An 11,975-nucleotide genomic window follows, 5' to 3' on the forward strand; every position below is an offset into this window, starting at 1 on the left:
TCGGCCCTGCCACCAGGCGGGTCGCCCCGCCCGATCTTGCGGGATTACTCGGCGGCTGCCGCGCTATCCACGTCGACACTGAGGCCCGGACCCATGGTCGAGCTCAGCGCGATCTTCTTCATGTAGGCACCCTTGGCCCCCGACGGCCGGGCGCGCGACACGGCGGCCACGAAGGCGCGCACGTTTTCCACCAGCTTGGCCTCGTCGAAGGAGGCCTTGCCGATGCCCGCATGCACGACGCCGGCTTTCTCGGCCTTGAACTGAACCTCACCGCCCTTGGCGTTGGCCACGGCTTCGGCGACATCCATGGTCACGGTGCCGACCTTGGGGTTCGGCATCAGGTTGCGCGGGCCGAGAATCTTGCCCAGGCGGCCGACGATCGGCATCATGTCCGGGGTCGCAATGCAGCGATCGAACTCGATGGTGCCGCCCTGGATGGTTTCCATCAGGTCTTCGGCACCCACGATGTCCGCACCGGCGGCCTGGGCTTCTTCAGCCTTGGCGCCACGGGCGAACACGGCGACGCGAACGGTCTTGCCGGTGCCGTTGGGCAGGGTCACCACGCCGCGGACCATCTGGTCTGCGTGACGGGGATCGACACCCAGGTTCATCGCGATCTCGACGGTTTCGTCGAACTTCGAGGTCGCCGAGGATTTCACCAATGCGACGGCTTCTTCGACGGTGATGTCTACTTTGCCTGCGAAAGCAGCGCGGGCTGCCTTTGTACGCTTACCGAGCTTTGCCATGATCAGCCTTTCACCTCGATGCCCATCGAGCGGGCAGAGCCCACGATGATTTTCATTGCGGCTTCAACGTCGTTCGCGCTGAGGTCTTTCATCTTGGCTTCGGCGATCTCACGCAGCTGGGCCACGGTCACGGTCGCCACGGTCTCGCGACCGGGGTTCTCGGCACCGCGCGGACGGTTGCGCTTGCCAACGGGCTTCATGCCGGCGGCCTTCTTCAGGTAGTAAGACGCGGGCGGCGTCTTGATGTCCATGGTGAAGGACTTGTCCTGATAGTAGGTGATCACGGTCGGGCACGGCGCACCGGCTTCCATTTCCTGCGTCTTGGCGTTGAACGCCTTGCAGAATTCCATGATGTTGATGCCGCGCTGACCCAGCGCCGGACCCACGGGGGGGCTCGGGTTCGCCTTGCCGGCGGGGATCTGGAGCTTCATCGTCCCAGCGAGTTTCTTGGCCATGAGGCCTCTCCTTCTTCCAGCGGCGGGTCGCCCCGCCCTACAACAGCCGCCAACGCGTCGGCGGCCTTGGGTTGCCGTGGTTCAGCCGGCCGGGCGCGCCCGGACTGCCTCCCACGTCTGACACGTCAGGCCTGTTTGGTGACCTGCGTGAATTCCAGTTCCACGGGCGTCTCGCGCCCGAAGATCGACACCGTCACCTTGAGGCGCTGGTTGTCTTCGTCCACTTCCTCGACCATCCCGTCGAAATCCTCGAACGGGCCGTCGTTGACCTTCACCCGCTCGCCGATTTCATAGTGGATCAAGGTGCGCGGCTGGGCCTCGCCCTCTTCGACGCGGTTCAGGATCTGGTTCACCTCGGCATCGCGCATGGGCATCGGCCGACCCTGGGGCCCGAGGAAACCGGTCACCCGGTTGATGTTGTTGATCAGGTGATAGCCCCGATCGGTCATTTCCATCCGCACCAGCACATAGCCGGGCATGAAGCGCCGCGGCACCGAGACCTTCTTGCCCCGGCGCACTTCGATCACTTCCTCTTCGGGGACCAGAACCTCTTCGATCTCGTCCTCAAGGCCCTTCTCGACGGCCTCGGTCCGGATCTGTTCAGCGATCTTCTTTTCGAAATTCGAAAGAACGCTGACCGAATACCACCGTTTCGCCATCTTGCTCGCCGCCTTTACGTCGTCTTGCCGAGCCTCGTAAGGCCCTGATCGTGTGTAATTTTTTCAAGCGTTCCGGAAGAAAAAAGCGGCGCGCAACACGAATCATTGCACGCCCTCATCCAGAACACACGGTGTGCTAGACCTTTGACGCCCGAATGACAAGTCACAATGTCGGACGGGGGCGCCAGGCCGGGGCGGGATCAGCTGCCGAAGAAATTCAGCGTGAAGGTCAGCCCGTTGCGGATCAGGAAGTCCACAAAGAAGAAGAAGATGGCCGTCAGCGTCGCCATCGCCAGCACCATCGCCGAGGTCAGCAGCACTTCACGCTGGCTGGGCCAGACGATCTTGGCCACTTCACCGCGTACCTGCTGGATGAACTGGAAAGGGTTGGTCTTCGCCATCGTCTACAGAGTCCTTCTTGCGCAATGGGCGGCAGATACGCCTTTCGGGCGGGGAATTCAAGCGGCGCTCTTGCGCGCGACGCCACGGGAAGGAAACCCTGGCGGCGCAGGGGCGTCAGCCCCAGTCCAGAACCACTTTGCCGCTTTTGCCCGAGCGCATGACGTCGAATCCGTCCACGAAATCATCCACCGGGTAACGGTGGGTGATCACGCGCGAGATATCCAGCCCGTTCTGCAGCATCGCGATCATCTTGTACCAGGTCTCGAAGATCTCGCGGCCATAGACGCCCTTGATGGTCAGTGCCTTGAAGACGATGCGCGACCAGTCCACAGGGGATTTTCCGGGCGGAATGCCCAGCATCGCGATGCGCCCGCCCATGACCATGCCTTCGACCATCTGGTCCAGCGCTATCTGGTTGCCGGACATTTCCATGCCGACGTCGAAGCCTTCGCGCATGCCCAGTTCGGCGATGACATCCTTCAGGTCTTCATCGGCCACATTGACCGGCCGCAGATCGGTGACCTTCTGCGCCAGATTCAGCCGGTCGGGATTGATGTCGGTGATGACCACATGGCGCGCGCCCACATGGCGCGCCACGGCGGCGGCCATGATGCCGATCGGCCCGGCGCCGGTGATCAGCACGTCCTCGCCGATCAGATCGAAGCTGAGCGCGGTGTGCACGGCATTTCCGAGGGGGTCGAGAATGGCGCCGATCTCGTCGGGGATCGAATCGGGCAGCGGCACCACGTTGAAGGCCGGCAGGCGCAGGTATTCGGCAAAGGCCCCCTGTTCGTTCACGCCGATGCCGCGGGTTTCGGGATCAAGGTGGAACTTGCCCGCGCGCGACTGGCGCGAATGGTGGCCGATCAGATGCCCTTCGCCGGAACAGCGCTGTCCGACCTTCAGGTCGGTCACGTCGCGCCCCAATTCAACGATCTCGCCGGCAAACTCATGCCCGGTGATCAGCGGCACCGGCACCGTTTTGGCGGCCCAGTCATCCCAGTTCCAGATGTGCACATCGGTGCCGCAGATGCCGGTCTTGCGGATACGGATCAGCACGTCGTCGGGGCCGATCTCGGGCACCGGGGCGCGCTCCATCCACAGGCCCATCTCGGGGCGGGCTTTCACCAGCGCCTTCATCTGGTTGCTCATGTCAGCGCTCCAACCGCCCGGCCCGCTGCGGCGAAGGCGTCCAGCGCCTGATCCAGATCCTCGCGCGTCAAGGCGGCATTCATCTGGGTGCGGATGCGCGCATGCCCTTTCGGCACCACCGGGAAGAAGAACCCGGCCACATAGACGCCGCGCTCATACAGCGCCGCCGCCAGATCCTGGCTGAGCCGCGCCTCGCCCAGCATCACCGGCACGATGGGGTGTTCGCCCGGCAGGGTGGTGAAGCCGAGGCTCTCCAGCCCGCTGCGCCAATAGGCGGTGTTCTCGAACAGTTGCGCCCTCAGGGCATCTCCCTGCTCGACCAGATCCAGCGCGGCAAGACCCGCCATCACCACCGACGGCGGCAGCGAGTTGGAAAACAGATAGGGCCGCGCCCGCTGCCGCAGCAGATCGATCACCGCCTGCGGCCCGGCGATATAACCGCCGATGGCGCCGCCAAGCGCCTTGCCCAGCGTGCCGGTCAGGATATCGACCTCGACCCCGAAATGCGCGGGCGTGCCGCGCCCCTGCGGCCCCATGAACCCCGTCGCATGGCAATCGTCCACCATCACCAGTGCATCGTATTTCTGTGCCAGCCGGGTGATCTCGGGCAGATTGGCCAGGTAGCCGTCCATGGAAAACACGCCATCCGTGGCGATCATTACGAAACGCGCGCCACCGTCGCGGGCGGCCTGTAGTTGCGCCTCAAGATCGGCCATGTCGGAATTGGCGTAGCGATAGCGTTGCGCCTTGCACAGCCGCACCCCGTCAATGATCGAGGCATGGTTCAGCGCGTCCGACACGATGGCATCCCCGGGGCCGAGCAGCGGCTCGAACAGCCCGCCGTTGGCATCGAAACAGGCGGCGAACAGGATCGCGTCGTTCTTGCCCAGGAACCCGGCCAGACGGCGCTCCAGCTTGCGGTGAATATCCTGGGTGCCGCAGATGAACCGGACCGAGGCCATGCCATAGCCATAGTCGTCATAGCTGGCCTTCGCGGCGGCGATCAGGGCCGGATCATCGGCGAGCCCCAGGTAATTGTTGGCACACAGGTTCAGCACGCCGTTCTGCACGGTGCCGTTGCGCTGTACGTCGATGCGCGGGCCCTGCGGCGAGGTGATCTCGCGTTCGGTCTTGTACAGCCCGTCGGCCTTGAGGCCGGCGAGCGTGGTACCGATATGGTCGAGAAACGCGTCGGTCATGGCTCCCCCGGAAATCGAATGTACCATGACAGCCTGTCAAAGCCATGCCGCCCTGTCACGAGGAATCGCCGGGCGCCCGAAGGCGCGTCTGATCGCGATATGTGAAAGACTGGCAGGGGCTGAGGGACTCGAACCCACGACCCTCGGTTTTGGAGACCGATGCTCTACCAACTGAGCTAAACCCCTAGGCCGGCCTGCTGAATAGGCGTATTCGCTGCAGTCCGCAAGCCAAAAGCGGCGGGAAGATCACAAGATGCTCTCCAAGAGGTGGTTTCTCCGTGTCCCGGTCTGGGCTGTAGGTTGAGCCATGATTTCTTCCCATTCCGTTTTCAAGGAGACCCCCGATGACGGCCCCGACCCTGAGCAGACGTGTCTTTCTGGGCAGCACGGCCATCGCAGCCCTGGGCGCGGCCCAGATCCGCACGGCTGCGGCCGAAACGCCCGGCGACGGCTTCCAGTACGAAATCACCCGAAGCGAGGCGGAGTGGCGCGCCCGCCTGAGCGAGGCAGACTACAACATCCTGCGCAAAGGTGGCACGGAAGAGAAGTTTTCCAGCCCCTACTGGAATGCGCACGACGATGGCCAGTATGCCTGCAAGGGCTGCGACCTGACCCTCTATTCCTCGGTCTGGCAGGTCTATCCGGATGTCGGCTGGGCCTTCTTCCGGCACGCCGAGCCCAACGCGATCCTGATGGGAATCGATGGCAATCCCTATGTCGGGATGACCGACATCCGCGTCCTGTCCATCATCGAGGCGCATTGCCGCCGCTGCGGCTCGCATCTGGGACACATCCTGACCGTGGGCAAGACAACGCTGCACTGCATCAACGGCGCCGCCCTGAACTTTACCACCGGGCCCGTTTGACGCTCCGAAGCCATCGCCCGGTCCGGCGACCGAAAAAATGGGGCCGCCCCCGAAGGTGCGGCCCCTGACTGTCTTGCCTGACGCGCCGCGCGAGCGCTTCGCATCTCGATCACTCGATGATTTTCGACACCACGCCGGCGACGCCCGAGGATGCCAAGATCATCATTCGATGATCTTGGAAACGACCCCTGCCCCAACCGTGCGACCGCCTTCGCGGATGGCGAAGCGGAGTTTTTCTTCCATCGCGATCGGGGCAATCAGCTCGACCTCGAATTTCAGGTTGTCACCCGGCATCACCATCTCGGTGCCTTCCGGCAGCGTCACGGTGCCGGTCACATCGGTGGTGCGGAAGTAGAACTGCGGACGGTAGTTCGCGAAGAACGGCGTGTGACGGCCGCCTTCTTCCTTGGTCAGGATATAGGCCTCGGCTTCGAACTTGGTGTGCGGGGTCACGGAACCCGGCTTGCAGAGAACCTGCCCGCGCTCCACGCCCTCACGGTCGATGCCGCGCAGCAGCGCGCCGATGTTGTCGCCCGCTTCACCGCGATCCAGCAGCTTGCGGAACATTTCCACACCGGTGCAGGTGGTGGTGGTGGTGTCGCGGATGCCGACGATCTCGATGCTGTCGCCAACGTTGATCACGCCACGCTCGACACGCCCCGTAACAACGGTGCCGCGGCCGGAGATCGAGAACACGTCCTCGATCGGCATCAGGAACGGCTGGTCCACGGCGCGGTCTGGGGTCGGGATGTACTCATCCACGGCCGCCATCAGTTCGCGGATCTTGTTCTCGCCGATTTCCGGATCCCGGCCTTCCATCGCGGCCAGCGCCGAACCGGCGATGATCGGGATCTCGTCGCCCGGGTATTCGTAGCTTTCCAGCAGTTCGCGGATTTCCATTTCCACGAGCTCCAGCAGCTCCTCGTCGTCCACCTGGTCGACCTTGTTCATGAACACGACCATCTTCGGGATGCCAACCTGGCGGCCCAGCAGGATGTGCTCGCGGGTCTGGGGCATCGGGCCGTCGGCCGCGTTCACCACCAGGATCGCGCCGTCCATCTGCGCGGCACCGGTGATCATGTTCTTCACATAGTCGGCGTGGCCGGGGCAGTCGACGTGCGCGTAGTGGCGGTTGTCGGTCTCGTATTCCACATGCGCGGTCGAGATGGTGATGCCGCGGGCTTTCTCTTCCGGCGCGCCGTCGATCTGGTCGTAGGCCTTGAAATCACCGAAATACTTGGTGATCGCCGCGGTCAGCGTCGTCTTGCCGTGGTCAACGTGGCCGATCGTGCCAATGTTCACGTGCGGCTTGCTGCGGTCAAACTTTTCCTTTGCCATGATGGCCTCCTTGGGGCGATCAACGTGCCCGGGTCTAACATCGCGCGCTCGTTACAAAGCGCAGCGGGGAAAATCAAGCGCCAGTTGCAGTGCCGGGCGCGATGGGGGTGGCTCAGTCCTCGTCCGGGGCCGCGTCTGCGGGGGCGGCGCCGGGCTTGGGTTTGAACCATTGCGGGTTCTCGCGCAGCCAGCGTTCGATCTCGATGGCGGCGTTGTCGGCCAGTTCGGCCAGTTGTTCCTCGCCGGTCTGGGTATAGCCCGAGCCGACCACCGTATCGCCACCGGCATCTTCCCAGACAGTCAGGTTCGCGGGCTTGGGGTTCAGACGGCGCGGCACGTCGTCGTAAACGTTGACCGACAGAAACAGGGTGGAGCGCGGCGCCAGCAGCACCGGCACGCCGGGGTGGGCCAGGATATAGCCCTGCACCTTGATGCCGATGGAATAGCTGCCCTCGCCGTCAAAGCGCGACAGGCGCGGCTCGACCGCCTTGACCACCGCCGCCTTCAGCGTGTCGTTGGACACCTTGCGCGAATGGAACCCGCTTTGCGGCTTGTCGTCCATGACCACCACCAGGCGGTCGAGGCTGAAGTCCCCCAGACCCGTCTTCTGGATCTCGGGATCCAGCTCGGTGGTGCAGGCGGACAGGACCGCAAGGGCCAGCAGGGTCGGAAGAAGGCGAAGCAACGTCATCGGTGGCTCTCGTGAGGGGCGTTGCGGGCCGTGGTACCCGAGCATCCGGGCCACGGCAACAGGGCGTCTGGCCCCGAGTGCGGACGCGGCCCCGAAGGGCCGCGTAGCTGAGCGATCAGCCCAGTTTCTCGGTCAGTTCCGGCACCGCCTGGAACAGGTCGGCCACAAGGCCGTAGTCGGCGACCTGGAAGATCGGCGCTTCCTCGTCCTTGTTGATGGCGACGATGACCTTGCTGTCCTTCATCCCGGCAAGGTGCTGGATCGCCCCCGAAATGCCGACGGCGACGTACAGCTCGGGCGCCACGACCTTGCCGGTCTGGCCCACCTGCCAGTCGTTCGGGGCATAGCCCGAATCGACCGCGGCACGGGAGGCCCCGACGGCGGCGCCCAGCTTGTCGGCCAGGGCTTCGATCAGCTTGAAGTCTTCCTCCGAGCCGACACCGCGGCCGCCGGACACAACGACGCCCGCCGAGGTCAGTTCGGGACGGTCGCTTTCGGCCACCTTGTCCTCGACCCATTCCGACAGGGCCGGGTTGTCGCCGACCGAGATGGTCTCGATCGGGGCTGCGGCCTGGTCCCCCGCCACGTCGAAGGTCGAGGTGCGGACCGAGACGACCTTCTTGGCATCCCTCGACTTCACGGTCTGGATCGCATTGCCGGCATAGATCGGACGCTCGAATGTGTCGGCATCGACGACGCCGGAGACATCCGAGATCACCATGACGTCCAGCAGCGCGGCCACGCGGGGCAGCACGTTCTTGGCGTCGGTGGTGGCCGGGGCGACGATGTGGTCGTAGTCGCCCGCAAGGCTGGCGATCAGCGCGGCGGTCGGCTCGGCCAGGCGATGGCCCAGCGAAGCATCCTCGGCGACCAGCACCTTGGTGACACCGGCGATCTTTGCGGCTTCTTCGGCGGCGGCGGCGGCTGAGGCCCCGGCACACAGCGCGGTCACTTCGCCCATCTGGGCAGCGGCGGTCACGGCCTTGGCGGTGGCGTCCAGCGCCAGTTCGCCGTTGGTGACTTCGGCAAGAAGGAGAACAGCCATTACACGACCCCTGCTTCTTTGAGTTTCGACACAAGCTCATCCACCGAGCCCACCTTGATCCCGGCGGCACGTTCCGCCGGCTCGCTGGTCTTGACGACCTCAAGACGCGGGGTCACGTCAACGCCGTAGTCTTCGGCGGTCTTCTGATCCAGCGGCTTCTTCTTCGCCTTCATGATATTGGGCAGCGAGGCATAGCGCGGCTCGTTCAGGCGCAGGTCCACGGTGACAATGGCGGGCATCTTGACCTTGATGGTCTGAAGGCCGCCGTCCACCTCGCGGGTGACCAGCGCATTGTCGCCGTCGATCTTCACTTCCGAGGCGAAGGTCGCCTGGCTCCAGCCCAGCAGGGCCGACAGCATCTGGCCGGTGGCGTTCATGTCGTTGTCGATGGCCTGCTTGCCGCAGAGCACGAGGCCGGGTTCTTCTTCTTCGACCACTTTGGCGAGGATCTTGGCCACCGCCAGTGGCTCGATATCGGTGTGCACGTCTTCGGCGGCCACCACGAGGATGGCGCGATCCGCGCCCATGGCCAGACCGGTGCGCAGGGTTTCCTGCGCCTGCTTCACGCCGATGGACACCAGCACGATTTCAGAGGCGACACCGGCCTCTTTCAGGCGGATGGCTTCTTCGACGGCGATTTCGTCGAAAGGGTTCATCGACATTTTCACGTTGGCCAGATCCACACCCGACCCGTCCGCCTTCACACGAACCTTTACGTTGTAGTCAATCACCCGCTTGACGGGCACGATTACCTTCATGACGGCGGTCTCCGTTCGTTTTTCTGCGCCTGCAGCGTTTGCATTGGCGCATGATCTAGACAAACCACAGGGGCTTCAACAGCAAAAAAGCGACAAGAACGCCCCGGAATCCGCAACGTTCTTTCCGTTGGTGCCGTATTTTAAGACCAAGGTCTGAGGTTGTGAGCGTTAACGGTTCGCCCCCGGCACCCACAGCACATCCGCCGCGCCCGAATCGTTGGCCATGCGGGCGGCAACGAAGAACCAGTCGGAAAGCCGGTTGAGGAATTTCACAGCCGCCGGGTTTACCTCTTCGGCGAAGGCCAGTTCCACGGCCAGCCGCTCGGCCCGTCGCGCCACGGTGCGGCACAGATGCAGATGTGCGGCCAGCGCCGAACCGCCGGGCAGGATGAAGGACCGCAGCGGCGACAGGTGGGCGTTCATCGCGTCGATCTCGCCCTCCAGCCGGTCAACCTGGCTGGCGGCCAGCCGCAGCGGCGGATACTCGGCCTCGGCATCGCTGGCCATGTCCGGGCGGCACAGGTCGGCGCCCAGATCGAACAGATCATTCTGGATCGCGGCCAGCTGTGCATCCATCGTGCCTTCGGCATGCAGGCGGGCCATCCCGACGGTGGCGTTCAATTCGTCCACGGTGCCATAGGAATTCACCCGTGCCGCGTTCTTCGGCACCCGCGTGCCATTGCCCAGGGCAGTGTCGCCCTTGTCGCCGGTGCGGGTGTAGATCTTGTTGAGAACGACCATGGTCAGCCTCCCATGCGGCGCAGGGCCACGAAGCCCAGGATCAGAAGAATGGCAACGAATTGCGCCGCGATGCGATAGCGCATCAGGCGGTTGCCGTGCTTGCGGTTGAACTCGCCGCCCCGGCCGAAGCCACCGATGCCGATGGCCAGAATGACCACCACCACGAGACAGGCCGCCGCGACCACGAAAAACAGGGGATCATTGAGCATCGTGTTTCCTCCGGATGCGCTGCATCTAATCGGCCCTGCCGGGATTGCGACCGGCCTTTTCGTCGCGTCTGCCCGTCTTACGCTCGGTCATACAACCGGTCCAGCGCGGCGGCGGGCAGCAGACCCTGCATCTGGGCGATCACCCGCGTGGGCGTCGTCACCCGGTAGCGGCGGCGCGGGCGTTTCGCCGTCAGCGCATGGATCAGCGGCCGTGTCACCGCCGAGGGCGGCAATTGGAACGGGCTGTCGCCCGAGCCCTTGCGCAGCAGATCCAGCAGGCTGGCCTCATACTGGGCGACGCGCGGCGAGTTGCGCCAGTCGATCCAGCGTTCGAACTGCAAGATCGCGTTCTTGCGGAAATCGGTCCGAATCGGGCCGGGCTGGATCAGGCTGACGTGGATGCCGAATTCCCGCATCTCCAGCCGCAGCACATCCGAATAGCCCTCGATGGCGTATTTCGACGCCACATAGGCCCCGCGCCATTTCGCCGGCACGAAGCCCAGCACCGACGAGCACATGACGATCCGCCCCTGCCCCTGCGCCCGCATCGCCGGCAGCACCAGACGGGTCAATTCGTGCCAACCGAAGAAATTCACTTCGAACAGGTCGCGCAAGCCGTCGGTGGGGATATCCTCGACCGGGGCGGGCAGCGCATGGGCGCCGTTGTTAAACAGTGCGTCCAGCCGTCCGCCGGTGCGGGACAGGATCTCGCCCACCGCAGCGGTCATCGAACCGCTGTCGCGGTAATCCAGTTTCAGCGCCTCCAGCCCCGCGTCGCGCAGGCGGGCGGCATCGGCTTCGGCGCGGCAGGTGGCGAACACGCGCCACCCGGCGTCATGCAGCGCCCGGGCGGCATGGGCGCCAATGCCGGAACTGCACCCGGTGATCAATATCGTGCGGGACATGGCGGGGACGGCCCTTTCATTGCGGCTGGCCTGACCTGCCACGCGGACGGCGCAATCGCAAGCCGGGCCTAGGGCAGCGGCTGCAGGAATCGGCTGGCCATATAGACCGGCTGCCCGGTGTCCGGATGCGCGATGCTGCGCCAGCCGTCGCGTTCCTCGCCCAGCAGCACCACTTCATCGCCGAAATTCACGCGGCCCACCACCGGGTCGCCGACCGATGGCCCGGCCCGCAGATTGACCGTGGTGCCCAGCACCTGCGCGCGGGCGGGCTCACCTTCGGCCTCGGGCAGCGGCTCTGTGTCCGCCACTGCAACCACCTCGCCGCCGCCGACACTGGGGCGGGTCAGATCGGCGCCGGCCTCACCTTCGCTGCGGGCGCGCACCGAATCCGACAAGGCCAGCGCCCCGGCGGTGCCGGACCCGCTCAACCCGTCCAGACCAAGGGTCGGCAGTCTTTCGGCCAGTTCGGCGGCCAGTTCTTCGGCGGACACCTCGGGCAGATCTGCGACATCCTCAACCGGGGCCGCATCTGGTGCCGGATCAGGTGAAATCGACGTGTTCGCGGGGGCCGAAGCGGGGGTGCTGTCGGCCACGCTCGCGGCGCGTTCGGGCGCGGGCTCCACCGGCGGCGGGGCATTTTCCTGCAGTTCCGCGGCCCTTTCCAGCACATGCGGCGGCTTCGGCCCGTCCTCCGGCTCCGGCGCGAAATAGAAGGCAATGAAAATGGCCATCGCCAGCAGGACCGTCAACTTGAACCCCATATGCACAATTCCTTGGTGAGCCGCCAGATTATCGTACCCATTCTGCCC

16 protein-coding genes and 1 tRNA gene are annotated in these 11,975 nt (G+C 64.7%); 2 read left to right on the forward strand and 15 right to left on the reverse strand.

The genetic code is table 11. The features are described from left to right. Positions 1–44: 44 nt before the first annotated feature. From rplA to AB0T83_RS09865, 7 genes are all read right to left on the reverse strand, one after another. Positions 45–746: a 50S ribosomal protein L1 gene (gene rplA, locus AB0T83_RS09835; protein ID WP_366192855.1), complete on the reverse strand. Its 702-nt coding sequence runs from the start codon at positions 744–746 to the stop codon at positions 45–47. A gap of 2 nt (positions 747–748) precedes the next feature. Then, positions 749–1,201 carry a 50S ribosomal protein L11 gene (gene rplK, locus AB0T83_RS09840; RefSeq protein WP_366192856.1) on the reverse strand — a complete coding sequence of 151 codons (453 nt, stop codon included), beginning with the start codon at positions 1,199–1,201 and terminating at the stop codon, positions 749–751. 125 nt (positions 1,202–1,326) lie between these two features. Continuing rightward, positions 1,327–1,860 carry a transcription termination/antitermination protein NusG gene (gene nusG / locus AB0T83_RS09845; protein WP_366192857.1) on the reverse strand — a complete coding sequence of 178 codons (534 nt, stop codon included), beginning with the start codon at positions 1,858–1,860 and terminating at the stop codon, positions 1,327–1,329. Between the two features lie 200 nt (positions 1,861–2,060). Next, positions 2,061–2,261, reverse strand: a complete 201-nt coding sequence (secE, locus tag AB0T83_RS09850; protein ID WP_366192858.1) for a preprotein translocase subunit SecE — start codon at positions 2,259–2,261, stop codon at positions 2,061–2,063. Between the two features lie 115 nt (positions 2,262–2,376). Next, positions 2,377–3,402 (reverse strand): L-threonine 3-dehydrogenase, encoded by a 1,026-nt coding sequence (gene tdh / locus AB0T83_RS09855; RefSeq protein WP_366192942.1) that lies wholly within the window; start codon positions 3,400–3,402, stop codon positions 2,377–2,379. An 8-nt stretch (positions 3,403–3,410) separates the two neighbouring features. Next, positions 3,411–4,613, reverse strand: coding sequence for a glycine C-acetyltransferase (locus AB0T83_RS09860; protein ID WP_366192859.1), 1,203 nt, complete (start codon positions 4,611–4,613; stop codon positions 3,411–3,413). Between the two features lie 110 nt (positions 4,614–4,723). Then, positions 4,724–4,799 (reverse strand) — tRNA-Trp (locus AB0T83_RS09865). A gap of 158 nt (positions 4,800–4,957) precedes the next feature. Between AB0T83_RS09865 and AB0T83_RS09870 the strand changes: the two genes are divergently transcribed. Then, entirely contained in the window at positions 4,958–5,479 is a 522-nt protein-coding gene (locus AB0T83_RS09870) for a peptide-methionine (R)-S-oxide reductase (RefSeq protein WP_366192860.1), read from the forward strand. A 162-nt stretch (positions 5,480–5,641) separates the two neighbouring features. On the opposite strand, the gene tuf is transcribed toward AB0T83_RS09870, so the two are convergent. The 4 genes from tuf to AB0T83_RS09890 form a co-directional block, all read right to left on the reverse strand. After that, positions 5,642–6,817, reverse strand: coding sequence for an elongation factor Tu (tuf, locus tag AB0T83_RS09875; RefSeq protein WP_366192847.1), 1,176 nt, complete (start codon positions 6,815–6,817; stop codon positions 5,642–5,644). A gap of 112 nt (positions 6,818–6,929) precedes the next feature. Further along, on the reverse strand, positions 6,930–7,508 hold the full coding sequence (locus AB0T83_RS09880; protein WP_366192861.1) for a hypothetical protein: 579 nt from the start codon (positions 7,506–7,508) through the stop codon (positions 6,930–6,932). A 115-nt stretch (positions 7,509–7,623) separates the two neighbouring features. After that, positions 7,624–8,553: an electron transfer flavoprotein subunit alpha/FixB family protein gene (locus AB0T83_RS09885; RefSeq protein WP_366192862.1), complete on the reverse strand. Its 930-nt coding sequence runs from the start codon at positions 8,551–8,553 to the stop codon at positions 7,624–7,626. Next, positions 8,553–9,311, reverse strand: a complete 759-nt coding sequence (locus AB0T83_RS09890) for an electron transfer flavoprotein subunit beta/FixA family protein (protein WP_366192863.1) — start codon at positions 9,309–9,311, stop codon at positions 8,553–8,555. The genes AB0T83_RS09885 and AB0T83_RS09890 overlap by 1 nt, the downstream gene beginning before the upstream one ends. Between AB0T83_RS09890 and AB0T83_RS09895 the strand changes: the two genes are divergently transcribed. Next, positions 9,310–9,468, forward strand: coding sequence for a hypothetical protein (locus tag AB0T83_RS09895; RefSeq protein WP_366192864.1), 159 nt, complete (start codon positions 9,310–9,312; stop codon positions 9,466–9,468). The two genes, AB0T83_RS09890 and AB0T83_RS09895, sit on opposite strands and share 2 nt — an antisense overlap. 11 nt (positions 9,469–9,479) lie before the next feature. Here the strand turns inward: AB0T83_RS09895 and AB0T83_RS09900 are convergent, their stop codons facing one another. The 4 genes from AB0T83_RS09900 to AB0T83_RS09915 form a co-directional block, all read right to left on the reverse strand. Further along, positions 9,480–10,052: a cob(I)yrinic acid a,c-diamide adenosyltransferase gene (locus AB0T83_RS09900; RefSeq protein ID WP_366192865.1), complete on the reverse strand. Its 573-nt coding sequence runs from the start codon at positions 10,050–10,052 to the stop codon at positions 9,480–9,482. Positions 10,053–10,054: 2 nt separating this feature from the next. After that, positions 10,055–10,261: a twin transmembrane helix small protein gene (locus tag AB0T83_RS09905; protein WP_193139799.1), complete on the reverse strand. Its 207-nt coding sequence runs from the start codon at positions 10,259–10,261 to the stop codon at positions 10,055–10,057. A gap of 77 nt (positions 10,262–10,338) precedes the next feature. Further along, positions 10,339–11,166, reverse strand: a complete 828-nt coding sequence (locus AB0T83_RS09910) for an SDR family NAD(P)-dependent oxidoreductase (RefSeq protein ID WP_366192866.1) — start codon at positions 11,164–11,166, stop codon at positions 10,339–10,341. Positions 11,167–11,234: 68 nt separating this feature from the next. Beyond that, complete coding sequence (locus tag AB0T83_RS09915) at positions 11,235–11,927, reverse strand: SH3 domain-containing protein (protein ID WP_366192867.1); 693 nt, start codon at positions 11,925–11,927, stop codon at positions 11,235–11,237. Positions 11,928–11,975: the final 48 nt, after the last annotated feature.

This window comes from Meridianimarinicoccus marinus (genome assembly GCF_040689105.1).
GTDB classification, from domain to species: Bacteria; Pseudomonadota; Alphaproteobacteria; order Rhodobacterales; family Rhodobacteraceae; genus Meridianimarinicoccus; species Meridianimarinicoccus marinus.

Excerpts from the sequence above, each read along its gene's own strand:
- AB0T83_RS09900 (WP_366192865.1), bottom strand. The coding sequence starts at position 10,052 with ATGGTCGTTCTCAACAAGATCTACACCCGCACCGGCGACAAGGGCGAC.
- AB0T83_RS09905 (WP_193139799.1), bottom strand. The coding sequence starts at position 10,261 with ATGCTCAATGATCCCCTGTTTTTCGTGGTCGCGGCGGCCTGTCTCGTG.
- AB0T83_RS09870 (WP_366192860.1), top strand. The coding sequence starts at position 4,958 with ATGACGGCCCCGACCCTGAGCAGACGTGTCTTTCTGGGCAGCACGGCC.
- AB0T83_RS09890 (WP_366192863.1), bottom strand. The coding sequence starts at position 9,311 with ATGAAGGTAATCGTGCCCGTCAAGCGGGTGATTGACTACAACGTAAAG.
- AB0T83_RS09910 (WP_366192866.1), bottom strand. The coding sequence starts at position 11,166 with ATGTCCCGCACGATATTGATCACCGGGTGCAGTTCCGGCATTGGCGCC.
- AB0T83_RS09885 (WP_366192862.1), bottom strand. The coding sequence starts at position 8,553 with ATGGCTGTTCTCCTTCTTGCCGAAGTCACCAACGGCGAACTGGCGCTG.
- AB0T83_RS09915 (WP_366192867.1), bottom strand. The coding sequence starts at position 11,927 with ATGGGGTTCAAGTTGACGGTCCTGCTGGCGATGGCCATTTTCATTGCC.
- rplK (WP_366192856.1), bottom strand. The coding sequence starts at position 1,201 with ATGGCCAAGAAACTCGCTGGGACGATGAAGCTCCAGATCCCCGCCGGC.
- tdh (WP_366192942.1), bottom strand. The coding sequence starts at position 3,402 with ATGAAGGCGCTGGTGAAAGCCCGCCCCGAGATGGGCCTGTGGATGGAG.
- nusG (WP_366192857.1), bottom strand. The coding sequence starts at position 1,860 with ATGGCGAAACGGTGGTATTCGGTCAGCGTTCTTTCGAATTTCGAAAAG.
- AB0T83_RS09895 (WP_366192864.1), top strand. The coding sequence starts at position 9,310 with ATGACGGCGGTCTCCGTTCGTTTTTCTGCGCCTGCAGCGTTTGCATTG.
- secE (WP_366192858.1), bottom strand. The coding sequence starts at position 2,261 with ATGGCGAAGACCAACCCTTTCCAGTTCATCCAGCAGGTACGCGGTGAA.
- rplA (WP_366192855.1), bottom strand. The coding sequence starts at position 746 with ATGGCAAAGCTCGGTAAGCGTACAAAGGCAGCCCGCGCTGCTTTCGCA.
- tuf (WP_366192847.1), bottom strand. The coding sequence starts at position 6,817 with ATGGCAAAGGAAAAGTTTGACCGCAGCAAGCCGCACGTGAACATTGGC.
- AB0T83_RS09860 (WP_366192859.1), bottom strand. The coding sequence starts at position 4,613 with ATGACCGACGCGTTTCTCGACCATATCGGTACCACGCTCGCCGGCCTC.
- AB0T83_RS09880 (WP_366192861.1), bottom strand. The coding sequence starts at position 7,508 with ATGACGTTGCTTCGCCTTCTTCCGACCCTGCTGGCCCTTGCGGTCCTG.